Origin of the sequence: Rhizobium sp. BK418, from assembly GCF_004341105.1 — a bacterium.
Taxonomy (GTDB): domain Bacteria; phylum Pseudomonadota; class Alphaproteobacteria; order Rhizobiales; family Rhizobiaceae; genus Rhizobium.
Genome location: NZ_SLZK01000003.1, coordinates 625,580 through 648,789, shown reverse-complemented (window position 1 = coordinate 648,789; position 23,210 = coordinate 625,580). Strand labels below are relative to the sequence as shown.

The following is a 23,210-nucleotide window of genomic DNA, read 5'->3' as shown; positions in this document are numbered from 1 at the left end:
CTCAGGAACCGAGAAGGAGTTTCTTGCCCGCTGCGGCGATCCACGAACCCTTGTTCTCACGAGGCTCCGCGCCACCCGACTGCAGTAGCTTATAAGAATCGGCATACCACTGGCTGTCGGGATAATTGTGACCGAGAACGGCAGCAGCGGTCTGCGCTTCGTCGACGATGCCCATCGCATAATAGGCCTCGACGAGACGGGCGAGCGCCTCTTCGATTTGATTCGTGTTCGGATACTTCTCGACGACGATGCGGAAACGCGAGATCGCGGCGAGATACTCCTTGCGCTCCATGTAGTAGCGGCCGACCTGCATTTCTTTGCCGGCGAGCTGGTCGCGCGCAAAGCGGATCTTGGCCTGCGCATCGTCGACATATTCGGAATCAGGATAATTGTCGACGACGGCCTGCATGGCATCGATCGTCTTCTGCGCCGCGCGCTGGTCCTGCGTCACGTCGACGATCTGCTTGGAATAGGTCAGGCCTACGAGATATTGCACGTAAGCGGCATCCTTCGATTTCGGATACTGCGCCATATAGCGGTTGCCCGATGTGAGCGCATCGTCGAAGCGGCCCTGGCGGTACTTGACGAAGGTACTCATCACAAGCGCCTTGCGCGCCCATTCCGAGAAGGGATTCTGTGCATCGATCGCATCGAACTTTCGCGCCGCCTCGGCCATGTTGCCGGCCTTCATGTTCGCGAGGCCCTGCGTGTAGAGCACGTCAGGCGGATCAGTCTCCAGGCCGAGCTTGGTGATGTCGATATCAGGGTCCGACTGGCAGCCGGAAATCAAGGCGCCTGCGCTCAGCACCATCACGGATGCGAGCAAAGCGCGCGCTGTCTTCATCATCATGTCAGACCTTGCATAAGCCATTCGAAAGAATCCCACCGCCGCCGTCCACTCCACAGCAGCCATGCCTAGCTGGCGTTTCTATCCACAAATGTGCATCGAGAGCAACGCAATGATCACGCATTAACGCATTTTTGTGGCAGCACGGCCGAGAATGTCGGGCTTTTCAACGCCATTCTAACCTGCCGTGGCTAAATAGATGCGGCAACACATCTGTCGGCGTGCCATCCGCCCCTTCCCCATAAAAAAACCGCCCCCGTTGGGAGGCGGCCCTGGCCTTAATTGGTATACTGGAGGTCATGCCGACCAGGGGGCGAATTCCGGAGCGTTGACTGCAATGAATTCACGAACTGTGACGCGCTGGCGCGGCGTCGACGTCTCGACCACTTCATAGGCAGTCGGGTCGCTGAGCAGCGCCTTGAGGGCGTTGGCGTTCATCTTATGGCCGCCGCGATAGGAACGGTAGCAGCCGATGAACTGTGCGCCGGCAAGCGCCAGATCGCCGACGGCATCGAGCGTCTTGTGACGGACGAACTCGTCCTTAGCGTAGCGCAGGCCTTCGACATTGATGACGGTGTTGTCGTCGGAGATGACGACGGAATTTTCCAGCGATGAGCCGAGGGCATGGCCAGAAGCCCAGAGACGCTCGACATCGCGCATGAAACCGAAGGTACGCGCACGCGACAGCTCGGTCTTGAAAACGGCGGCCGTGAGATTGCCTTCCCACTTCTGGCGGCCGATCAGCGGGCATTCGAAATCGATCTCGACTTCGAAGCGCGTGCCGTCATAAGGGCGGAACTCGCTCCAGGAGCCGCCATGCTCGATACGAACCGGCTTGGTGATGCGGATGTAGCGGCGCTTGACGCCGAGGGAAACGAGGCCGACCTGCTCGATGGCTTCGACGAAGGGAACCGAGCTGCCATCCATGATCGGCATTTCGGCGCCGTTGACTTCGATCACGACATTGTCGAGGCCGAGAGCATAAACTGCTGCCATCACATGTTCGATCGTCGCGACGGAATGTGCCGGCGAGAAGCCGAGAACGGTGCAGAGATCGGTGTTGCCGACCTGCGAGGAAACGGCTTTCAGCTCGGTAATGTCACCGTTTTCATGGACACGCTGGAAAATAACGCCCGTGCCGGCTTCGGCCGGATTGAAGGTGATCGAAACGTCGGCACCCGAATGCACGCCGATGCCCGAAAGTGTCACCGGACGTGATACCGTCGTTTGAAAGCCCAGCAAGCCAAGTCCCATAAAATTCTGCCTTTATTCTACCGTACCCGTTGCTGCCAAGCGGCCGGGTCTCATCTTCTGCACTGCCCAAGCCGCCCGAAGCGGACTCATAGGGCAGTTCGCTTGCTTCATACTTACGTGGACCGGCGCTGCAATCCAAATCACTGTTCGTTTCGGTTTGTTACGAAATCCGCAAGGACAAAAGCATTTAGAATTCAAGCATATAGAAATGCAAACGCCCGGGATTTCGGTCCCGGGCGTTTTCTGTGGAGAAGCCACCTTCTCAGTTCGACTGACGGCGCAAGAAGGCCGGGATTTCCAGCTGATCGTCTTCCTGCATCATGCGGGCCTGCGGGACGGTACGGCCCTGGTCATCGAGGTTGCCGCGGCGCGGTGCATAGAGACTTGCTTCCGGCGACAGCGGACGGCGCTGCTGCGAGGCCGCGGCCGGGGCAGACGTCATTTCCGGAGCGACTTCCTCTTCGCGACGGCCGAGCGAATTGGTGATTCGCTTCAAAAGCCCCATCGGGCCGCGCTCTTCCTGCACATGTGCCGCAGCAGGCTGCGTGCGATGGTCGATCTCAGCCTGCACGACCGGCGGAAAATCCTCGACCTTCGGCATACGGACCTGCTCAGGAGCCTGACGGATGACGGGCTCATGACGGACCGGTTGCTGCATGACCGGCTGCGGAGCCGGCTGGTGCATGACGGGAGCCTGCTGCTGGACTGGAGCCGGGCGGATGACCGGGGTTGCTTCCGGCGCAGGAGCGAAAATCTTGCTCTGCGGGCGGAAGGTTTCCTGCATCACCGGCTGCTGTGGGGCGGGAGCAGCAGCACGCAGGGTCTGGATTTCCAGTTCACGTTCCATCTCGACTTCAGCCTGACGGATGGTCTGCGCGATGTGATCGGCCTTCGGTGCCTGCATTACCGGAGCAGGCTGAACTGCGGCCGGTGCCGGAGCAACGGCCGCGGAGGGACGGATCGCCGGCTTTGCTGCGGGCTGGAATACACGGTCGGTGCCCTCACCCATGGCACGGTCGATGCCGGTGGCGACGACCGAGACGCGGATGATGCCTTCGAGCGATTCGTCGAAGGTTGCGCCGAGGATGATGTTGGCATCCGGATCGACTTCTTCGCGGATGCGGGTCGCAGCTTCGTCGACTTCGAAAAGTGTCAGGTCGCGACCGCCGGTGATGGAGATCAGCAAGCCCTGTGCACCCTTCATCGAGGTTTCGTCGAGCAGCGGGTTGGCGATCGCCGCTTCGGCTGCCTGCATGGCGCGGCCCGAACCGGAAGCTTCGCCGGTGCCCATCATCGCACGGCCCATTTCGCGCATGACCGAGCGGACGTCGGCGAAGTCGAGGTTGATGAGACCTTCCTTCACCATCAGGTCGGTGATGCAGGCAACGCCCGAGTAGAGAACTTGGTCGGCCATGGCGAAGGCGTCGGCGAAGGTCGTCTTGTCGTTGGCGATACGGAAGAGGTTCTGGTTCGGAATGACGATGAGCGTATCGACAGACTTCTGCAGTTCCTGAATGCCGGATTCAGCCAGACGCATGCGGCGTCCGCCTTCGAAGTGGAACGGCTTGGTGACGACGCCGACCGTCAGGATGCCCTTGTTGCGGGCGGCCTGTGCGACGACGGGAGCAGCACCAGTGCCGGTGCCGCCGCCCATGCCGGCGGTGACGAAGCACATATGCGTGCCGTTCAGGTGATCGATGATCTCGTCGATGCACTCTTCGGCAGCCGCACGGCCGACTTCCGGCTGCGAACCGGCGCCGAGCCCCTCGGTGACGTTGGCTCCGAGCTGGATGACCCGTTCTGCCTTCGTCATCGTCAATGCCTGGGCATCCGTGTTGGCAACGACGAAGTCGACGCCCTGGAGGCCGGCCGAAATCATGTTATTGACGGCATTGCCGCCGCCGCCGCCGACGCCGAATACGGTGATGCGCGGCTTCAATTCGGTGATGTCAGGCTTCTGCAGCTTGATAGTCATGGTACCTGTTCCTTCTCTTTATGGCCGCATCGCCACGCCGGCCAATTCACTCAATTTCAAAAGCTTTCCTTCAGCCACTGGCCCATGCGGGCGATGCGGCTGTTATTACCCCCAAGCGACATGAGCAGGCTGCTCTGTGACGCATGTGTTTCCATGTCCGCGACCTGCGGATAGATCATCAAACCCACGGCCGTCGAAAAGGCCGGTCCCTTGGCAGCCGTCGGCAGACCCGAGACACCCATCGGACGGCCGATGCGGACGTTGCGGGCAAGAATGCGCCGCGCCACTTCGGCAAGGCCGGTGAGCTGGCTTGCGCCGCCCGTCAGAACGACACGCTTGCCGACGATCGGGCTGAAGCCCGAACGCTGGATGCGGTCGCGAATCAATTCCATCGTTTCCTCGATACGCGCCGAAACGATGCGCGAGACCAGAGCCCGCGGCACTTGCGTCGGCTGATCGCGGTCATCCTCGCCGATCGGCGGAATGGAGATCAGTTCGCGCTCGTCGGAAGAGTTGGTCAGCGCCGAAGCGTGGACCACCTTCAAACGTTCAGCATCCTCGATCCGTGTGGAAAGGCCGCGTGCGAGGTCGGTCGTCACGTGATGACCGCCGAGGCCGACAGCATCGGTATGGACAAGCTTGCCTTCGGCAAAGACCGAAATCGTCGTCGTGCCGCCGCCCATGTCGATGGCCGCACAGCCAAGTTCGACTTCATCGTCGACGAGTGCGGCAAGACCCGATGCATAAGGTGTCGCAACGATTCCTTCCACCGAAAGATGCGCCCTGTTGACGCTGAGCTCGAGATTTTTGAGCGCCGAGCGTTCCGCCGTCACCACATGCATGTCGACACCGAGCGTATCGCCATACATGGCCAGCGGATCGCGGATGCCGCGCTCGCCGTCGAGCGAGAACCCGGTCGCCAGCGAATGCAGGACAGCACGGTCCTGGCGCAGAGACTGCTGGCAGGCTGCCGACAGCACCTTCTTCAGGTCATTCAGCTCGACTTCCTGGCCACCAAGATCGATGGTCGCCGTGTAAATGTCGCTGCCGAGGCGGCCTGCCGTCAGGTTGACGATCAGGCTTTCGACGGTAAGGCCTGCCATGCGCTCGGCCGCATCGACGGCGAGACGGATGACGCTTTCGAGCGCGTCGAGATCGGCAATGACACCGGTCTTGATACCACGCGAACGCTGATGGCCGATGCCGATGATCTCGATATTGTGCGTGCGGCCAGGCAGAATCTGGCTTTCCTCGCGCGGCGTCAGCCGGCCGATCATGCAGACGACCTTGGTCGAGCCGATGTCGAGCACCGAAACGATATGCGACCGCTTCGACGAAAGCGGCTTCAGGCGCGGCAATCCGAAATGGGATGAACCGAACAAGCTCATATATTCTGCCCCGCCTTCTTCAATTCCTTGGTGCGCGTCGCGACCACCGCCTGCCGGCGAGCTGCCGCCTCCGGGGTCAGCTGGATCGTCGTGCGATCCGGCAGCCTGAGATCGACTGCAGCGATATCGCGCTCCAGAAGCTGTTGTTCTTTATTGAATTTCGAAAGCGTTGCGAGTGCCTGGTCGACATCGTCTTCCGGCAGCTTGACCACAACGCCGTTATCCATGTGCAGATCCCAGCGACGGCTGGAAACCCAGACATAAGCCTTCACGCGCGCCTTGATGTCGGGCCACTTGGCGAAGACGTCCTGAAGCGAGGCCGCAGCCGTTTCGGCATCACGACCGACGACGAGCGGCAGAGTCGAATACTTGTTGTCGCGAAGCGGCGCGATCACGCTGCCGTTCTTCTCGATGAGCGAAAGCTCCTGGCCGTGCTGCCAGATCGCATAGGCGGCACGTTCCGAGAGCTTCACCTCGATCGTTTTCGGATAGACCTTGCGGACTTCGACGTTCTCGACCCAGGGAAGGCGCGCAATCTTCTGGCGTGCGGCATCGACATCGAGGGAGACGAGCGACGTCGCACCATCGAGACCGAGAAGCTGCAGGATTTCGATTTCGGAGGTCTGGTTGTTGCCGGAAACCTTCACGTCCTCGATAGCAAAACCGACCGCACTAGTCGTTGCTTGGGCGACAGCTTCCGTGTGTCCGCCCAGCGACATGCCATAAAGCCCGGTCGCAGCCAGGAAGCCGAACGCCGAAACCGTGCCCGTATGGGCCGGGATATGGATACGGCCCGTACCGAGACTGACGAGGAAGCGGACGACACGGCGCAACGGACGCGGCAGAACGCGGCGTTCGTCGGCTTCCGAAGCAGGAAGCTCGGCATAACGGCTGGGGCGCCCTATCCTTTTGACCGTCAACGCAAACAAGAAGCGTCCTCCACCATCCACCGGAGAAATGCACCAAAGGAATACCCGGCATGGCCGGCCATTTCGGGCACAAGGGAGGTCGGCGTCATGCCTGGCTGGGTATTGACCTCCAGCCAGATAAGCTCGCCATCTTCGGAGAAACGATCGTCATAACGAAAGTCGGAGCGACTGACGCCACGGCAACCAATTGCTTGATGCGCCCTTAACGCCAATGTTTGTATTTTTTGGTAAATTTTCGGTGAAATTTTAGCCGGCAAGACATGTTTTGATCCACCGGCCGCATACTTGGAGTTGTAATCATAGAAATTGTGTCCCTGCGGCACCACCTCGATGACATCCATGGGTTGATCGCCCATGACGCCGCAAGTCAGTTCACGACCATGGATATAGCGCTCAACGATGACCTCCTCGCCATAGCGCCACTCGGCAGAACTGATGACCTGCGGCGGATGGGTCTGATCCTCACCAACGATGACAACACCGAAGCTGGAGCCTTCGCGCACGGGCTTGACCACGTAGGGCACCTTCATCGGATGTTCCGATGGAAAAGAGAAGCGGTTCAGAACCTGCGATTCGGCAACCGGAACGCCGGCGGCAGCGGCGACGCGCTTCGCCCTGCTCTTGTCCATGGCGAGCGCAGAGGCAAGCACGCCCGAATGCGTATAGGGGATCTGCAGATATTCGAGGATGCCCTGGATGGTGCCATCTTCGCCAAAAGGCCCATGCAGTGCATTGAAGACAACATCCGGCTTCACGGCCGAGAGCTTTTCGGAAACGTCGCGCTCGACATCGATACGCGTCACCTTGAAACCTTCAGCCTCGAGCGTATCGGCGCACGCCTTTCCCGAGGAAAGGCTGACAGGCCTTTCCGAGGAAAACCCGCCCATCAGGACAGCAACGTGCTCACGACTCATCAACACCCCCAAAAATAACTTTCACTCTGCAGAACCGAGGCTTGCGCGGAGCTGTCTCCGCAGGTTGCGGCCTTTGTCTGATCTGGGTGCATTAGAACATCATTATGGTTAACGAACCGTTTACTTTCGTTAACTCTGCCTTGCCGCTTGCTTCATTTTCTGCCCTTGCGGCTGCAGGAATATCGCAACGAACAGGACGCAAGCACCATGGAAAACGAAAAACCCGCGTGGAAAAACCACGCGGGTTCAATGACATGCCACAATGTCTTGCAGTCAGTCCTTATCACCGAAGAATTTCCAGACGAGGCCGCCGATCGCCCCGCCCACAAGCGGCGCGATCCAGAACAGCCAGAGTTGCTGCAGGGCCCAACCGCCGACGAAAAGCGCCTGCCCGGTCGAACGCGCCGGATTGACCGAAGTGTTCGTCACGGGAATCGCGACGAGGTGAATCAGTGTCAACCCAAGGCCGATCGCAAGCGGCGCAAAGCCGGCGGGCACCCTGCTGCCGGTCGATCCCAGGATGATGATCAGAAAGAACATGGTCAGCAGAACTTCGATCAGCAGCGCCGAAAGCAGTGAATAACCGCCCGGAGAATGTTCGCCATATCCGTTGGCGGCAAACCCGCCGAGTTCGAAACCCGCCTTGCCGCTGGCGATGAAATAGAGTGCCGCTGCGGCGACGATCGCACCGATCACCTGCACAATAATATAGGGAATGAGGCGTGCAGCGGGAAAACGTCCCGCAACAACGAGGCCGAGAGAGACGGCCGGATTGAAATGACCGCCTGAAATACCGCCCACGGCATATGCCATGGTGAGGACCGTCAAACCAAACGCCAGCGCCACGCCGACAAAACCGATGCCGAGTTCAGGATAAGCGGCCGCGAACACAGCACTGCCGCATCCGCCGAAAACCAGCCAGAACGTGCCGAAAAGCTCGGCAGCAAGACTTTTTTGCATAGGTATTTGCATATGTGTCCCTCCACTCTCTCAACCAGAGAGTTCTTTAGAGATCAAATACAATTTGATTCCCGTCAAGTTCGCCGCCGGCCCCACGACAAGCCTGAGAGACGGATACCCGCATCAAGACAGCCGCCACACCGGCGGATAATCTCGTTTGCGCCATATTCTTGCGTGGCGGGCATTTTCTCAGCCTTAAAATTACGTTAAGAGCGGCAGCCTCCCAAGGAAATCGATAAAAATACTGATTGGAATGAACATGACAGAAGCGATCTCCGTATCGCCGAGCCCTTCGAGCAGCACGCAAGTCAATTCTCCCGCACGCGTCCTGATCGCCAGCCTCATCGGCACCACCATCGAATTCTTCGACTTCTACGTCTACGCGACGGCAGCCGTCATTGTTTTCCCGCACCTCTTCTTCCCATCGAGTGATCCGACCTCAGCCCTCCTCCAGTCGCTGGTTACCTTCTCGATCGCCTTCTTCGCCCGCCCCTTCGGCGCCGTGGTCTTCGGCCATTTCGGCGACAAGATCGGCCGCAAGGCGACGCTGGTGGCGGCGCTGATGACGATGGGCCTCTCGACCGTCGTGATCGGCATCCTGCCCGGCTATGACGCGATCGGCATCGCCGCTCCGCTGCTGCTTGCGCTGTGCCGCTTCGGCCAGGGTCTCGGCCTCGGCGGCGAATGGGGCGGCGCCGTGCTGCTCGCAACCGAAAATGCTCCTCCCGGCAAGCGCAGCTGGTATGCCATGTTCCCGCAACTCGGTGCGCCCATCGGTTTCATCCTCTCCTCCGGCTTCTTTCTGATCCTGGCGGAAACCATGAGCAACGAGGATTTCCTCGCCTATGGTTGGCGCATTCCCTTCATTGCCAGCCTAGCGCTGGTCGCCGTCGGCCTGTATGTCCGGCTGAAGATCGCCGAAACGCCGGAATTCCAGAAAGCTGTCGAAAAGCACGAGCGCGTCGCCGTCCCGGTCGCGACCGTCTTCCGCGGCCACCTGCGCAGCCTCATCCTCGGCACCTTCATCGCGGTCGCCACCTTCGTACTCTTCTACCTGATGACAGTCTTCACGCTGTCCTGGGGCACCACGAAACTCGGCTTTACGCGTGAGCAGTTCCTGATCATCCAGCTCGTCGGCGTCGTCTTCTTCGGCCTGACGATCCCGCTTTCCGGCTGGCTGTCGGACCGCTATTCGCGTCGCCTGATCCTGATCCTGACGACGATCGCCATCGCTATCTTCGGCTTCTTCTATGCAAGCCTGCTGACTGCAGGCCTCACGGGCGCTGTCCTGTGCTCCATCATCGGCCTTGCACTGATGGGTTTCACCTACGGTCCGATCGGCGCTGCACTTGCGGCCCCCTTCCCGACCATGGTGCGCTACACCGGCGCCTCGATGACCTTCAACCTCGGCGGCATCTTCGGAGCATCGCTTGCGCCCTATATCGCCACCTGGCTTGCGACCAACTACAGCCTCGACTTTGTCGGCTACTACCTCGCCGCCTCCGCTGCGATCTCGCTGATCTGTATCCTGCTGTCGGGTCACGAAGAAGTCTGAGACTTTGCCAGCTGGATAAGAAAGCCGCGACGCAACCCGTCGCGGCTTTTTTTATTGATGCGATCGACACTTCCGGCTAGCCAGACTACCTGGCCGATTGAACGGGGAATGTAACATGCACTGCCTGATTACGGGAGCGTCCGGCTTTATAGGTAACGCCCTTGTAGAAAAATTGCGCGACGACGGCGATGTTACGCTGACGACAGTAACCCGCTCAAACGATAGGATTTTTCCTGAAGGTATCGTGCATCTTCCCGTGGCAATCACGCCGGAAACCGATTGGTCCGAAGCGTTAAAATCCGTCGACGTCGTCGTGCATCTCGCCGCTCGCGCGCATGTCCTGAAGGACGATTCCGCCGATCCTCTTGCCGTGTTTCGAAGCGAGAATACCGCATCGGCACTGAACCTGGCGGAACAGGCTGCAAAAGCCGGTGTCAAGCGACTGGTCTTCATCAGTTCGATCGGCGTCAACGGTATGCAGAGCATTCGCCCCTTCCGGCACGATGATCCACCCGCCCCAACGGAACCCTATGCGATTTCAAAACATGAAAGCGAGATTGCGCTCAAGGCCGTTGCCGGAAGGACAAGAATGGAGCTTGTGATCATCCGCCCGCCATTGGTCTATGGGCCTAATGCGCCGGGCAATTTCGCAAGACTAGTGAACCTCGTGCTCAAGCGGCTTCCGCTGCCGCTCGGCTCTGTGAGGAACCGCCGAACCCTGGTGGCTCTTGCCAACCTGGTGGATTTGATCGCTCTCTGCATGCGGCACCCAGCCGCAGCCGGCGAAGTTTTTTTGGCAGGGGATGCCGAGGACCTTTCCACGCCCGACCTGATCCGCGCTATCGCCGATGGTCTTGGCATCAAGCCTGCCCTCTACCCCTTCCCCGTCTCGATCCTGCGAGGAGCACTTGCCATCGCCGGCAAGCAGGACCTATTCGACCGCCTTTGCGGCTCGCTGCAGGTCGACATTTCCCACGCCCGCGACGTGCTCGGCTGGTCGCCCGCCATCACGCCGCGCGAAGGCCTGAGGCTTGCAGTAACGCCTATTCTGAAGTGACGCCCTGGAAAGGATGGACCTCACGGTCTGGCATGAAGAGGCCGAGACGCTTGATTTCCCACTCGAGCTTAATGCCGGCCATCTCGAATACCTTGCGGCGCACTTCCTCGCCCAGATATTCGAGATCGTAGCCCGTCGCCTGCCCCATATTGATCATGAAGTTGCAGTGAAGCGCCGACATCTGCGCGCCGCCGATAACGAGACCACGGCAGCCCGCTTCATCGATCAGCTTCCAGGCCGAATGCCCCTCCGGATTCTTGAAGGTCGAACCGCCAGTCTTTTCGCGAATCGGCTGTACCGTCTCGCGGTGATTGCGCACAGCATCCATCTCGGCGCGGATCTTGGCCCGGTCATCAGAATAACCCTCGAACAGCACCGAGGTGAAGATCAGATCGTCAGCGGCATCGGAGTGGCGATAGGTATAGCCCATCTGGGCATTCGACAGCACATGTTTGTTGCCCTTGCGGTCGATCGCCCTCACCTCGACAACGCGGTCCTTGGTCTCGGAGCCATTGGCGCCGGCATTCATGCGGGCAGCACCGCCGATGCCGCCGGGAATGCCGTAATAGAAGGCGAAACCGCCGATGCCGTTATCCATCGCCATCGCCGCCACATGCTTGTCCGGGCAGATGGCGCCGGCGAGAATGCGGTTTTCGCCGGTAAGCTCGACAGAACCGAAGCCCTTGGCCGATAGGCGCAGCACGACACCGGGGATACCGCCATCACGCACCAGGATATTCGAGCCGACGCCGACCACCGTCAGCGGCACTTCGTCCGGCAATATCTTAAGGAAAGCGACGAGATCTTCCTCGTCATGCGGCTGAAACATCAGTTCGGCAAGGCCGCCGGCGCGGAACCAGGTGACTCGATCCATGGGGGCATCCGGCGTCAGTCGGCCGCGAATGTCCTTTACGCCATCTCCGAGAGAGGCAAGAAGCTTTTCCCCATTAACCTGTTTCATGCGGATTTTCCTGAAAGGTCTTCCAACTGCTTCGGCAGCGCCGCTGCCCAATATGTAATGCTACCAGCACCCAGAAGAACCACAAAGTCCCCGGGTTTTGCAATCTCTGCTACCATCTGCGGTAGAGCTTCCGCCGAAGGAAGGAAGCGGGCGTCACGATGGCCACCCGATTTAATCCGGGAAACCAGCGATTCTGAGTCGGCCCCCTCAATTGCATCCTCGCCGGCGGCATAGACCGGGGCGATGAAAATGCTGTCTGCATCGTTGAAGCAGGCCGCGAATTCCTCGAAGAGGCTCGACAGGCGCGTATAACGGTGCGGCTGGTGCACGGCGATGATCCGGCCCTTGCAGGCCTCGCGGGCGGCGCGCAGCACCGCCTTGATCTCAACCGGGTGATGACCGTAATCGTCGAAAATCTGGACGCCGTTCCATTCGCCTGTCAGCGTGAAGCGACGCTTCACGCCGCCGAAGGAGGCAAGCCCCTTGGCGATATCTTCCTTGGAAATGCCGAGCCGGTTGGCGACGGCAACGGCCGCAGTGGCGTTCGAGATATTGTGGCGGCCGGGCATCGGCATGACGAGATTGTCGAGCCGGATGACTTCGCCCGTGCGGCGACGGCGAATCTCCACATCAAAGATCGATCGCGTACCTTCGATGCGCACATTCATGAAGCGCACGTCGGCCTGCGGATTCTCGCCGTATGTGATGACCTTGCGATCCTCGATGCGGCTGACGAGCGCCTGCACCTCGGGATGATCGAGGCACATGACGCCGAAGCCATAGAAAGGCACGTTTTCGACGAACTGCCGGAAGGCGGCGCGAACGGCATCGAAATTGCCGTAATGGTCGAGATGTTCGGGATCGATATTGGTCACGACGGCCACGTCGGCCGGCAGCTTCAGGAAGGTGCCGTCGGATTCATCCGCCTCGACCACCATCCACTCGCCCTCGCCCATGCGCGCATTCGTGCCATAGGCATTGATGATGCCGCCGTTGATAACGGTCGGATCGAGCCCGCCGGCTTCGAGTAGTGTGGCGACGAGCGAGGTCGTCGTCGTCTTGCCGTGCGTGCCGCCGATGGCAATCGCATTACGGAAGCGCATTAATTCGGCCAGCATTTCGGCGCGGCGCACCACAGGCAGAAGTTTTTCGCGCGCGGCAATGAGCTCCGGATTGCTCTTCTTGATCGCCGTCGAGACCACGACGACTTCGGCATCGCCGAGGTTTTCCGCCTTGTGGCCGACGAAGACCTCGATGCCCTTGTCACGCAGGCGCTGGACATTGGCGCTGTCGGATTGATCCGATCCCTGCACCCTGTGGCCGAGATTGTGCAGCACCTCCGCGATACCGCTCATACCGATACCGCCAATGCCGATGAAATGGACGAGACCGATCGCCTTCGGCAGCTTCATGCGCGTGCCCCCTTGAATTCTGCAACTGTCTTGCCGGCGGCAATAGCCTCAACCATGTCGGCAAGCAAGTTCGCTGCGTCAGGTTTTCCCGCAAGCTTGGCCGCAGCCGCCATCTCGGCGAGCTTTTGCGGATCGTTCATTACATGCGTCAGGATAGAGGCGATGCGCTCGGGCGACAGCTCCGACTGCGCGATTACCTTGGCGCCGCCGGTTGCCGCAAGCGCGGCCGCATTGGCCGCCTGATCATGGTCGAGCGCATGCGGATAAGGCACCAGCACGGCCGGACGGCCGATGACCGAGATTTCCGAAACCGTCGAGGCGCCGGAGCGGCAGATCACCAGATGTGCCTTGGCAAGGCGCTCCGCCATGTCGTTGAAAAACGGTGCGATATCCGCGCCCATCTGCAACTGCACCACGCAGTCGCGCACCATCGCCATATCCTCGGCGCGAACCTGCTGGGTCACCCGCAGCCGTGCACGCAGCGCATCGTCTAGCAGGCTGATTGCCGTCGGCATCGCCTTGGAAAAATATTGTGCGCCCTGGCTGCCGCCGAAGACCACGAGATTGAAATCCTCGCCCGGACGCGAGGGCACGTAAGGCTGCTCGGCTGCGGCAAGGATCGCCGGACGCACCGGATTACCGGTCGCAACCGTCTTGTTCGAAAATGGCCCGCCGCTTTCCGGCAGGAAGCCGCCTGCAATAGCCCTGACGCGTGATGCGAGCGCCTTGTTGGCACGGCCCATCACGGCATTCTGCTCGTGCAGCATGGAGGGAACTCCAAGGCGCGTGGCGGCCAACAGCGGCGGCACGGTCGGATAACCGCCGAAACCGACGACGATAACCGGCTTCAGGCGTTGGATCAGCCGCTTTGCGACGCGCATACCCGACCAGAGCTTCCAGAGCGAGCGGGCGACAGCGACTGGGTTCTTGGAACCGATCGTCGCCGACGGTACGACATGGATTTCATCGGCAGGAAATTTGCCGGCATAACGTTCCGCACGGCTGTCGGTCACGAGATGCACGGAATAACCACGCTCCCTCAGCTTGAAGGCCAGCGCCTCCGCCGGAAAGACGTGGCCGCCGGTTCCCCCGGCGGCAAGAAGGACGACGCCCTTGCTCATAATTCCTCACTCCGCCGGCATGCCGTGCGGCACCCGGAAAAGGCTCCGGTCCTGCGCACGCTTTTCCGGGCGATGGCGGGTCAGCGCCAGAATGAAGCCAGCCGTCACGCAAATCGCCACCATCGACGAACCACCATAGGAAATCAGCGGCAGCGTCATGCCCTTGGCCGGCAGCAGTTCGAGATTGACACCGATATTGATGATCGACTGGATGCCCATCTGCAGCACGAGGCCGGCGACGGCAAAGCGATTGAAGTCGTTGCGTTCGCGATAGGCGTGCGACAGGCCGCGCAGAACCAGCACCGTAAAGATGGCGACGAGTGCGATGCAGAAGACGATGCCGAACTCCTCGGCCGCGACCGAGAAGATGAAGTCGGTATGGGCGTCCGGAATAATGCGCTTGACGATGCCTTCGCCCGGTCCCTGCCCGAACCAGTCGCCGCGGATGATCGCCTCGCGGGCGGTATCGATCTGGAACGTGTCGCCTTCGCCGGTGAGGAACTTGTCTATTCGGCCGGCCACGTGCGGGAAAACATAATAGGCGGTCACGAGGCCGCCTGCCCCGCCGACGCCGAGGACGATGATCCAGAGCCATGGCATGCCGGCCATGAAGAACATGCCGCCCCAGACGGCCGTCGTCAGGATCGTCTGGCCAAGGTCGGGCTGCGCCACCAGAAGAGAGGCGACCATGCCGAACAGAATGATGGCAAAGAGATTACCCGGGATTTCCGGCTGACGGGCATGTTCGGAAAAGAGCCAGGCACAGACGACGACGAAGGCCGGCTTCATGAATTCGGAGGGCTGGATGGAGATGCCGGCTAGTGTCACCCAACGGCGAGAACCCTTGACCTCGACACCGAAGAACAGCGCCAGAAGCATCATCGCGAGCGCCACGATCAGCAGGATGATTGCTGTGCGTCGCACCTGGCGCGGCGTCAGGAAGGATAGGCCGAGCATGACCGCGATCGACGGGATCATGAAAGCGGCGTGTCGCTTGACGAAATGGAAGGGTTCGAGGCCGATGCGCTCGGCAACTGCCGGCGAAGCCGCAAAGGACAGCATGAAGCCGATGCCCATCAGGAAGAGGAACAAGGCCAGGAAAAAGCGGTCGATGGTCCAGAACCAATCGGCCAAGGCTCCACGTTCCGCGCGGCTCACCATGTCATTTGCCTCCTGTTGCCGAGTTGATCAGCATCGTCACACCGTCAAGGGCAGCCACATGGCTGACAAAGGCATCACCCCTGACTTCAAAATTCTTGTACTGGTCGAAGCTTGCGCAAGCCGGGGATAACATCACGGCCACCGGACCGGTCTCATCCTTTTCGGCATCAGCTGCCGCATGCGCCACAGCCCGTTCCAACGTGCCTGATATTTCGTAGGGTGCTGCCTCACCGAGCGTCGCAGCAAATTCCGCTGCCGCCTCGCCGATCAGATAGGCCTTGGCAATACGCGGGAAATAGGGCGCAAGCGTCGTGATGCCGCCAGCCTTCGGCAAGCCGCCGGCAATCCAGTAGATGCGGTCATAGCTCGACAGCGCCGGTGCCGCGGCATCCGCATTGGTTGCCTTGGAATCATTGACGAAGACGACGTTGCCACGCCGGCCGACCGGCTGCATGCGATGCTTGAGGCCGGGGAATGATGCAAGACCTGCGCGAATATCCTCAGCCGACACGCCAACAGCAAGGCAGGCGGCGACTGCGGCAGCAGCATTCTGCGCATTGTGGCTGCCGCGCAGCGTCTGGATACCGTCGAGATCGACAAAGGGTAGCATCGCCCCACTTGCCGCGTGGATGAGCTTCGTGCCCTCGGCATAGATACCGTCGGCCAACACGTTTCTGCGGGAGATCCTGATAACCTTCACCCCTGCCCGCTCGATGCGGTCGGCAATCAGCGCCGAATGGCTGTCATCGATGCCGACGATTGCAATATTGCTGCCGGCCACCAACCGCTCTTTCACGTCGGCATAATGCTGCATCGTGCCATGGCGATCGAGATGATCCGGCGTCAGGTTGAGAAGAATACCGGCGGACGGATTGAGCGTCGGCGCGAGGTCGATTTGGTAAGAAGAGCACTCGACGACGAAATAACGTTCGGCCTTCGGCGGATCGAGCGTCAGCACGGCCGTGCCGATGTTGCCGCCGAGCTGCGTGTCACGGCCGCTCGATTTCAGGATATGGGCAATCAGCGCGGTCGTCGTCGATTTGCCGTTGGTGCCGGTGATCGCAATGAAGGGGCAATCGGGCGCATGAGCGCGGCGCTCACGCACGAAGAGTTCGACGTCGCCAACAATATCGACGCCGGCAGCGCGCGCAAGATCAACTGTCCAATGGGGTTTCGGGTGGGTGAGCGGCACACCGGGCGAAAGCACGAAGAGCGCCTGAGCGCTCCAGTCGATGCCATGCAGATCGGCAGTGGTGATGCCCTCTGCCGATGCCTTGGCGATGCTGTCAGGATTGTCGTCCCAGGCCACGACATCGGTGCCACCGGCGACCAATGCCTTGGCCGTTGCCAGGCCGGAACCACCGAGACCGAAGAGAGTGACTTTTTTTCCTGCAAGCGTCGTGACCGGAATCATGATCGCCTCACCGCAGCTTCAGGGTGGAAAGGCCGATCATCGCAAGGCCGACGGCAATAATCCAGAAACGGATCACTACTTGGCTTTCCGTCCAACCCTTCTTCTCGAAATGGTGGTGAATCGGCGCCATGAGGAAAACGCGCCGGCCGGTCATCTTGAAGAAGCCGACCTGAATAATGACCGAGAGCGTCTCCATGACGAAGAGGCCGCCGATAATCGCCATAACGATCTCGTGCTTGGTGGCAACGGCAACCGTACCGATCGTGCCGCCGAGCGCCAGCGAACCCGTATCGCCCATGAAGATGGCGGCCGGTGGCGCATTGAACCACAAAAAGCCGAGACCTGCGCCGATGACAGCGCCGAGCACGACGGCAAGCTCGCCGGTACCGGGCACGAAATTGATCTGCAGGTAATTCGCAAAGACCACGTTACCGGCGAGATAGGCGATGATGCCGAATGCGGCAGCCGCAATCATGACCGGCACGATGGCAAGCCCGTCGAGCCCGTCGGTCAGGTTCACGGCATTGCCGGCGCCGACGATGACGAAACCGCCGAAGACGACGAACATGATGCCGATATTGATCAGGAAGTCCTTGAAGAAGGGAAAAGCGATCGAGGAGCCGAAAGTCGAGCCGGCGGGACCGGAGGCAAGTGCTGCCCGCATCATGAAATAGACGGCGATGCCGGCGATGATGAACTCGATGCCGAGGCGCGCCTTGCCCGAAAAGCCCTTGTGGCTCTGCTTGGTGACCTTGAGATAATCGTCATAGAAGCCGATGGCGCCGAAGCCGAGCGTCACGAGCAGCGTCGCCACCACATAGACGTTGGAAAGATCGGCCCAGAGCAGCGAAGCCCCGACGATGCCGGCAAGGATCATCAACCCGCCCATGGTCGGCGTACCGGCCTTCTTGAAGTGCGTCTGCGGTCCGTCGGCGCGGATCGGTTGGCCTTTGCCTTGCCGGATGCGCAGCGAATTGATGATGGTCGGCCCAAAAAGGAAAACAATGAGAGCGGAGGTGAAAAGAGCGGCGCCCGCCCGGAAGGTAATGTACCTGAACAAATTCAGAAATTTGAAATATTCCGATAGTTCGACTAGCCAAATCAGCATTCAGGGCCCCTTTACCCGATCATAGTTCGCGTTGCGTGTCTGAAACTGGGGGGTACTTGTCAAGGAGCGCGGCGACAATCTTGCCGAAACCGATCCCCAGGGACGACTTCACCATCAACACGTCGCCAGGTGCGACCGAGTTCAATACGAATTCCAATAATTCTTCTGTTTTCTCGCGATGCTCGACCGCGACGCTGTCGGGAAGCGATTCTTGCAGCGCCACCATCTCGGGCCCCGCAAGCCACACATGTTCGAGGCCGGCCGCCAGCAGCGGCCCGGCGAGATCCGCGTGAACCTGTGGAGCAAATTCACCCATTTCCAGCATGTCGCCGAGCACGGCGATGCGGCGCCCCCGGCCGGTTGGCTCGGCTGTCGCCAAGAGCGCGATTGCCGCGCGCATGGAGGCCGGATTGGCGTTGTAGCTTTCATCGATCAGTGTGAAGCTGCCATTGCCGATCGGCAGCGTATAGCGCTTGCCCCTGCCCTTTTCCGGCTTCAGTGTCGCCAGCGCCTCGATGGCCTTGTCGAGGCTGGCGCCCACGATCGTCACGACGCCCAATGCGGCGAGCGCATTTTCAGCGATGTGACGGCCGGGCGCACCGATGCGCACTTCCTTGGTCTCGCCCCGAACCGTCATCCACAGGGTCGAGCTTTCGTCCGAGCCGTTGAATTCCGCAAGACGGAATTCCGCCTTGGCATGCTGCCCGAAGGAATGGATCCTGGTGATGCCGAGCGCCTGGGCGGTCTGCTCCAGCAAAGCGAACTGATCATTGTCGCGGTTGAGGACAACATCGCCACCGGGCTCCAGCCCTTCGAAAATTTCGGCCTTGGCGGCAGCGATTTCCTCGATACGTTTGAAATTGCCGAGATGGGCGGGTGCGATCGTTGTGATGACAGCGACATGCGGACGGATCATCTTGACCAGCGGCCGGATCTCATCCGGATGGTTCATTCCGACTTCGAAGACGCCGAAATAGGTATCGATCGGCATGCGTGCGAGCGTCAGCGGCACGCCCCAGTGATTGTTGAAGGAGGCCACCGACGCATGCACCTTGCCCGAGGGCGACAGCACATGCCGTAGCATCTCCTTTGTCGTCGTCTTGCCGACCGAACCGGTGACGGCAATGATTTTAGCGCGCGAACGATCGCGGGAAGCCTGCCCCAGCTTACCGAGGGCTGCAAGCACGTCCTCGACCACAATCATCGGCACCGTCAGGCGCCCCATGGCCGGCAGGCGGGCCTCGCTGACGACCAGCAGAGACGCACCGTTGGCGACGGCCATGGAGGCGAAGTCATGCCCGTCGACACGGTCGCCTTTGATGGCGAAGAACGCTTCACCAGGGGCAATCGAACGGCTGTCGATGGAAATGCCAGTGATACCCTGCGGCAGCGAGCCGAACGGACGGCCCGCCATCGCAGCAATCATGTCCTCAGTGGTCCAGAGCCAGTTCACGGTACCCGCTCCTCCAAAGCCTTGCGCACTTCTGCATGATCGGAAAACGGCAGTGTGACGCTCCCGATCGTCTGCCCCTCTTCATGTCCCTTGCCGGCAACGATCAGAGTATCGCCGGATTTCAGCTGCAGAACCGCCTCGCGGATCGCTTGAGCGCGGTCGCCGATCTCGGAAGCGCATTTCGCGGCCGCCATGATCTCGGCGCGGATCGCAGTCGGCTCCTCCGAGCGCGGATTATCGTCTGTGACAATGACGACATCGGCGAGCCGGCAGGCAATTTCACCCATGATCGGCCGCTTGCCGCGATCACGGTCGCCGCCGCAGCCGAAGACGACGATGACCCGGCCCGTCGTGAACGGACGCACCGAGTTTAGCACGTTTTCCAGGGCATCCGGCTTGTGGGCATAATCGACATAGGCGAGCGCGCCATCTTTCGTATGGCCGACGAGTTCGAGACGGCCGGAAGCCCCCTGCAGCTTTTCGAGCGCTGCCATCGCGAGGTTTGCCGAAACGCCCGTCGACATGGCAAGCGCTGCGGCAACCAGCGCATTGGCGATCTGGAAATCGCCGGCAAGCGGAATATCGACCTCGAAGATCTCGCCTTCCACATGGATTTCCGCAACCTGCTTGTGACGGAAATGCTCGACCCGCTTCAACGAGAGATAGGTGCCCTTGCGCCCGACCGTGCGCACATCGTGACCTGCAGCTGTCGCAGCCTTGATTGCCTGTTCCGACCAGGGATCATCCGCAAAGATGACGGCTGGCGAACCCTTCGGCAGCACCCGGTCGAAGAGGTGCATTTTGGCGGCCATATAGTCTTCGACCGTCGGGTGGTAATCCATATGATCGCGGCCGAGATTGGTGAAGGCAGCAGCCGCGAGCGTCACGCCATCGAGGCGATACTGGTCGAGCCCGTGGCTGGAGGCTTCCATCGACGCATGCGTGACGCCTTCATCGGCAAGTTCCGACAGCAGCTTGTGCAGCGAAACCGGATCGGGCGTCGTCAGCGAACCATATTCGTTGCGCGTAGGCGAGATGACGCCGGTCGTGCCGATCATCGCGGCGGCATGGCCGGCATGCGCCCAGATCTGTCGCGTGAAGGAGGCAACCGACGTCTTGCCGGCCGTACCCGTCACCGCGACCATCGTCGCCGGTTGACGGCCATAGAAGCGCGAAGCCGCGACGGAAAGGAAACGCCGCGGCTCTGCAACGACAAGAACCGGCACAGAGGTTTCGGTTGCGTGGGCCGCGATGACGACGGCAGCACCTTTAGCAACCGCATCGGCAATGAAGCCCGCGCCATCAGCCTTGGAACCGGCAATCGCGATGAATGCCATGCCGGGCGCGATCTTGCGGCTGTCCGAAGACAATCCTGCTATCTCCAGCGCGCCGGCCAGTCCTTCGAGTTCAGCTTTGAGTTCCGGAAACGTATCTCCGGCGAGGTCCCGCAATTTCATCGAATGCACTTCTCTGGTTCAGGTCGATCGCCCCTTACGAATCGACGCTGATATTGATTCACACTCAATAAGACACCAACAAGGCCGAACCGTCTTCGCCAAATTCCGGTTCGACACCGAGGATGGGTGCAGCGCGGCGTACGATATTCTTGACCATGGGCGCCGCCGTATAAGCGGCGATGCGCTGATGCTGCTCGCCGTCAAGCGGTTCGTCGCAGAAGGTCAGCACTACATATTTCGGATTATCGATCGGGAAGGCCGCCAGAAACGCGTTGAAATTCAGATTGCTGGCGTAACGGCCGTTGACGACCTTGTCGGCCGTGCCGGTCTTGCCGCCGACATTGAAGCCCGGCACGTCGGCATTGCGGCCGGAACCCTTTTTGCCGTTCAGCTTGAAGAGATAGCGGATATCGTCGCTGGTGCTTTTCTTGACGACGACTTCGGCCACTTCGTCAGCCTGTTCGCGGCTGCGCGGCAGGAATGTCGGCTCGATCAGCTTGCCGCCATTGATGAGCGCAGCACCGGCAACGGCCGTCTGCAGCGGCGTGGTAGCGACACCGTGGCCGAAGGAAATCGTGATGGAGTTGATCTTCTTCCAGACACGCGGCTGGCTCGGCATCTTCACTTCCGGCAGCTCGGTCTGCATCTTGGTGAGCAAGCCGAGGCGGGTCAGATAGTCCTTCTGCAGCTCCATGCCGACGATATCGATCATTCTCGCCGTGCCGATATTGGAGGAATATTCGAAGATTTCCGGAACCGTCAGCCAGCGGCGTTGACCGTGGAAATCGTGAATGGTGAAACCACCAATGCGGATCGGGTTGGTGGCATCGAAACTGTCCTTCAGAGAAACCTTGCCGCTGTCGATCGCCATCGCGGTGGAGAAGGTCTTGAAGGTGGAGCCCATTTCGAACGTGCCGTTCGACATGCGGTTCAGCCAGCCGTCCTTGGAGCCTTCCTGCGGATTGTTCGGATCGAAGTCCGGCGCGGACGCCATGGCGATCACTTCGCCCGTATGTGCATCGAGAACGACGGCACCCGCGCCCTTGGCCTTGTAGTTGACGACGGCATTGGCAACGACATCGCGCACGATCGCCTGCACGCGTACATCGATCGAAAGGCGCACCGGCTCCAGCGGCTGGTCGCTCGTCATGCCGACAGAAGCGAGATCGGCAAGCCCCTGATCGTCGATATATTTCTCCATGCCGGCAACGCCGCGGTTGTCGATATTGACGTAGCCGAGGATATGCGCGGCTGTCGGACCACCCGGATAAAAGCGGCGCTTCTCCGGACGGAAGCCGATGCCGGGAATGCCGAGCGCCAGGATCTGGCTCTGCTGTTTCGGCGTCAGCTGGCGGCGCAGCCAGGCAAAATGCGAGGTGCGGTTCGCGAGTTTCTTGTAGGTGTCTTTCGCATCGAGATCGGCAAGCACCGTCTGGAGCTTCTCGACCGCCTCATCGGGATCGACGATCTTGTTCGGCTCGGCAAACAGTGAGACGGTGCGGATATCGGTCGCCAACACTTCACCATTGCGGTCGATAATATCGGGGCGCGAGGCCATCAGCCGGTCGGGCGGCAGGATGGAGGAGACCGATTCCGGCTCCTTCATCGCATATTCGACGAGACGTCCGCCAATGACGGCATAGAGGGCGGTAAAGCCGATGATCAGCAGACCGACGCGGCTGCGCGCCTGCCCCGACTTACGCTTGCGCGAGCCTTCGATCGCCATGCCGGAGGGAGCCCCGAAACGGTTGTAGACGCCGGCGGAAAAATGCGCCTGGCTCTTCAGCACCATGATGCGGGAAAGAAAAGACATTATTCCAGCGCCCCCGTTTCGATCTGGTCGTCGTCTTCAACCTCGCGTGGCGCCGGCTTCGGAATCGGCTGGCCCTTGGCAGCAACACTCGCGCCAGGCTTGGCGCCGGCCTTGGCTTCGGTGACATCAGGCGGGGGCACCTGCGATTTCAGCATCGGCAGCTCGCGTGCGTGGGCAAGCGCCGTCGAATCCGTCGGCTGCAGCTGCAATTCGCTATTGTAGGCATTAACGAGGCGCTCCAGCCGGTTCGGCTGCGACTGCAGGGCCCAGTCGGCCTTCAGGAGGTCGATCGTATCCTTTTCCAGCTTGATCTCCGCTTCGAGGCGACGAACCTCCTCGAACTTCAGCTCGGCGCGGTGCTTGATCGTGTAGGTAACAGCGGCTGCCGCCGTCATGACGCCGATGAGCACAAGATCGAACGTTCTCAGCAT

General features: G+C 60.5%; 19 protein-coding genes. 2 read left to right on the top strand and 17 right to left on the bottom strand.

The genetic code is table 11. From position 1 onward, the window contains the following. Position 1: 1 nt before the first annotated feature. From EV281_RS14650 to aqpZ, 7 genes are all read right to left on the bottom strand, one after another. On the bottom strand, positions 2 to 871 hold the full coding sequence (locus EV281_RS14650) for an outer membrane protein assembly factor BamD (protein WP_184326846.1): 870 nt from the start codon (positions 869 to 871) through the stop codon (positions 2 to 4). A 273-nt stretch (positions 872 to 1,144) separates the two neighbouring features. Further along, on the bottom strand, positions 1,145 to 2,101 hold the full coding sequence (gene lpxC, locus EV281_RS14645; protein ID WP_132653812.1) for a UDP-3-O-acyl-N-acetylglucosamine deacetylase: 957 nt from the start codon (positions 2,099 to 2,101) through the stop codon (positions 1,145 to 1,147). A 262-nt stretch (positions 2,102 to 2,363) separates the two neighbouring features. Beyond that, positions 2,364 to 4,076: a cell division protein FtsZ gene (ftsZ, locus tag EV281_RS14640; RefSeq protein ID WP_132653811.1), complete on the bottom strand. Its 1,713-nt coding sequence runs from the start codon at positions 4,074 to 4,076 to the stop codon at positions 2,364 to 2,366. Between the two features lie 56 nt (positions 4,077 to 4,132). After that, positions 4,133 to 5,464, bottom strand: a complete 1,332-nt coding sequence (ftsA, locus tag EV281_RS14635; protein ID WP_132653810.1) for a cell division protein FtsA — start codon at positions 5,462 to 5,464, stop codon at positions 4,133 to 4,135. Then, complete coding sequence (locus EV281_RS14630; protein ID WP_132653809.1) at positions 5,461 to 6,393, bottom strand: cell division protein FtsQ/DivIB; 933 nt, start codon at positions 6,391 to 6,393, stop codon at positions 5,461 to 5,463. The genes ftsA and EV281_RS14630 overlap by 4 nt, the downstream gene beginning before the upstream one ends. After that, positions 6,381 to 7,307: a D-alanine--D-alanine ligase gene (locus tag EV281_RS14625; protein ID WP_132653808.1), complete on the bottom strand. Its 927-nt coding sequence runs from the start codon at positions 7,305 to 7,307 to the stop codon at positions 6,381 to 6,383. Before EV281_RS14625 ends, EV281_RS14630 begins: the two co-directional genes overlap by 13 nt. A 273-nt stretch (positions 7,308 to 7,580) precedes the next feature. Further along, complete coding sequence (gene aqpZ / locus EV281_RS14620) at positions 7,581 to 8,267, bottom strand: aquaporin Z (protein WP_132653807.1); 687 nt, start codon at positions 8,265 to 8,267, stop codon at positions 7,581 to 7,583. A 259-nt stretch (positions 8,268 to 8,526) separates the two neighbouring features. Here aqpZ and EV281_RS14615 point away from each other — a divergent pair, with 259 nt between their 5' ends. Then, positions 8,527 to 9,822, top strand: coding sequence for an MFS transporter (locus EV281_RS14615; RefSeq protein WP_132653806.1), 1,296 nt, complete (start codon positions 8,527 to 8,529; stop codon positions 9,820 to 9,822). Between the two features lie 115 nt (positions 9,823 to 9,937). Next, on the top strand, positions 9,938 to 10,879 hold the full coding sequence (locus EV281_RS14610) for an NAD-dependent epimerase/dehydratase family protein (protein WP_132653805.1): 942 nt from the start codon (positions 9,938 to 9,940) through the stop codon (positions 10,877 to 10,879). Here EV281_RS14610 and murB read toward each other — a convergent pair. The 10 genes from murB to EV281_RS14560 all read right to left on the bottom strand — a co-directional run bounded on the left by murB (position 10,866) and on the right by EV281_RS14560 (position 23,210). Next, positions 10,866 to 11,840: a UDP-N-acetylmuramate dehydrogenase gene (murB, locus tag EV281_RS14605; RefSeq protein ID WP_132653804.1), complete on the bottom strand. Its 975-nt coding sequence runs from the start codon at positions 11,838 to 11,840 to the stop codon at positions 10,866 to 10,868. The two genes, EV281_RS14610 and murB, sit on opposite strands and share 14 nt — an antisense overlap. Further along, positions 11,837 to 13,252 carry a UDP-N-acetylmuramate--L-alanine ligase gene (gene murC, locus EV281_RS14600; RefSeq protein WP_132653803.1) on the bottom strand — a complete coding sequence of 472 codons (1,416 nt, stop codon included), beginning with the start codon at positions 13,250 to 13,252 and terminating at the stop codon, positions 11,837 to 11,839. The genes murB and murC overlap by 4 nt, the downstream gene beginning before the upstream one ends. Further along, positions 13,249 to 14,373, bottom strand: coding sequence for an undecaprenyldiphospho-muramoylpentapeptide beta-N-acetylglucosaminyltransferase (gene murG / locus EV281_RS14595; protein ID WP_132653802.1), 1,125 nt, complete (start codon positions 14,371 to 14,373; stop codon positions 13,249 to 13,251). The genes murC and murG overlap by 4 nt, the downstream gene beginning before the upstream one ends. Positions 14,374 to 14,379: 6 nt before the next feature. Then, on the bottom strand, positions 14,380 to 15,534 hold the full coding sequence (gene ftsW / locus EV281_RS14590; protein ID WP_132653801.1) for a putative lipid II flippase FtsW: 1,155 nt from the start codon (positions 15,532 to 15,534) through the stop codon (positions 14,380 to 14,382). A 1-nt stretch (position 15,535) separates the two neighbouring features. Further along, positions 15,536 to 16,948, bottom strand: a complete 1,413-nt coding sequence (gene murD / locus EV281_RS14585; protein WP_132653800.1) for a UDP-N-acetylmuramoyl-L-alanine--D-glutamate ligase — start codon at positions 16,946 to 16,948, stop codon at positions 15,536 to 15,538. A gap of 7 nt (positions 16,949 to 16,955) precedes the next feature. After that, the gene (gene mraY, locus EV281_RS14580) at positions 16,956 to 18,056 is read right to left on the bottom strand and encodes a phospho-N-acetylmuramoyl-pentapeptide-transferase (protein ID WP_132653799.1); all 1,101 of its coding nucleotides are present in this window, start codon (positions 18,054 to 18,056) and stop codon (positions 16,956 to 16,958) included. Between the two features lie 19 nt (positions 18,057 to 18,075). Next, a complete protein-coding gene (locus EV281_RS14575; protein ID WP_132653798.1) occupies positions 18,076 to 19,509 on the bottom strand; it encodes a UDP-N-acetylmuramoylalanyl-D-glutamyl-2,6-diaminopimelate--D-alanyl-D-alanine ligase in 1,434 nt (477 codons plus the stop codon). Next, positions 19,506 to 20,966 carry a UDP-N-acetylmuramoyl-L-alanyl-D-glutamate--2,6-diaminopimelate ligase gene (locus EV281_RS14570; RefSeq protein WP_132653797.1) on the bottom strand — a complete coding sequence of 487 codons (1,461 nt, stop codon included), beginning with the start codon at positions 20,964 to 20,966 and terminating at the stop codon, positions 19,506 to 19,508. The genes EV281_RS14575 and EV281_RS14570 overlap by 4 nt, the downstream gene beginning before the upstream one ends. A 64-nt stretch (positions 20,967 to 21,030) precedes the next feature. Then, positions 21,031 to 22,779, bottom strand: a complete 1,749-nt coding sequence (locus EV281_RS14565; protein WP_132653796.1) for a penicillin-binding protein 2 — start codon at positions 22,777 to 22,779, stop codon at positions 21,031 to 21,033. After that, positions 22,779 to 23,210 carry a hypothetical protein gene (locus EV281_RS14560; protein WP_132653795.1) on the bottom strand — a complete coding sequence of 144 codons (432 nt, stop codon included), beginning with the start codon at positions 23,208 to 23,210 and terminating at the stop codon, positions 22,779 to 22,781. Before EV281_RS14560 ends, EV281_RS14565 begins: the two co-directional genes overlap by 1 nt.

Bases quoted from the DNA above. Each gene is read 5' to 3' on its own strand.
- EV281_RS14650 (WP_184326846.1), bottom strand. From the start codon at position 871: ATGGCTTATGCAAGGTCTGACATGATGATGAAGACAGCGCGCGCTTTG.
- lpxC (WP_132653812.1), bottom strand. From the start codon at position 2,101: ATGGGACTTGGCTTGCTGGGCTTTCAAACGACGGTATCACGTCCGGTG.
- ftsZ (WP_132653811.1), bottom strand. From the start codon at position 4,076: ATGACTATCAAGCTGCAGAAGCCTGACATCACCGAATTGAAGCCGCGC.
- ftsA (WP_132653810.1), bottom strand. From the start codon at position 5,464: ATGAGCTTGTTCGGTTCATCCCATTTCGGATTGCCGCGCCTGAAGCCG.
- EV281_RS14625 (WP_132653808.1), bottom strand. From the start codon at position 7,307: ATGAGTCGTGAGCACGTTGCTGTCCTGATGGGCGGGTTTTCCTCGGAA.
- aqpZ (WP_132653807.1), bottom strand. From the start codon at position 8,267: ATGCAAAAAAGTCTTGCTGCCGAGCTTTTCGGCACGTTCTGGCTGGTT.
- EV281_RS14615 (WP_132653806.1), top strand. From the start codon at position 8,527: ATGACAGAAGCGATCTCCGTATCGCCGAGCCCTTCGAGCAGCACGCAA.
- EV281_RS14610 (WP_132653805.1), top strand. From the start codon at position 9,938: ATGCACTGCCTGATTACGGGAGCGTCCGGCTTTATAGGTAACGCCCTT.
- murB (WP_132653804.1), bottom strand. From the start codon at position 11,840: ATGAAACAGGTTAATGGGGAAAAGCTTCTTGCCTCTCTCGGAGATGGC.
- murC (WP_132653803.1), bottom strand. From the start codon at position 13,252: ATGAAGCTGCCGAAGGCGATCGGTCTCGTCCATTTCATCGGCATTGGC.
- murG (WP_132653802.1), bottom strand. From the start codon at position 14,373: ATGAGCAAGGGCGTCGTCCTTCTTGCCGCCGGGGGAACCGGCGGCCAC.
- ftsW (WP_132653801.1), bottom strand. From the start codon at position 15,534: ATGGTGAGCCGCGCGGAACGTGGAGCCTTGGCCGATTGGTTCTGGACC.
- murD (WP_132653800.1), bottom strand. From the start codon at position 16,948: ATGATTCCGGTCACGACGCTTGCAGGAAAAAAAGTCACTCTCTTCGGT.
- mraY (WP_132653799.1), bottom strand. From the start codon at position 18,056: ATGCTGATTTGGCTAGTCGAACTATCGGAATATTTCAAATTTCTGAAT.
- EV281_RS14570 (WP_132653797.1), bottom strand. From the start codon at position 20,966: ATGAAATTGCGGGACCTCGCCGGAGATACGTTTCCGGAACTCAAAGCT.
- EV281_RS14565 (WP_132653796.1), bottom strand. From the start codon at position 22,779: ATGTCTTTTCTTTCCCGCATCATGGTGCTGAAGAGCCAGGCGCATTTT.
- EV281_RS14560 (WP_132653795.1), bottom strand. From the start codon at position 23,210: ATGCTGAGAACGTTCGATCTTGTGCTCATCGGCGTCATGACGGCGGCA.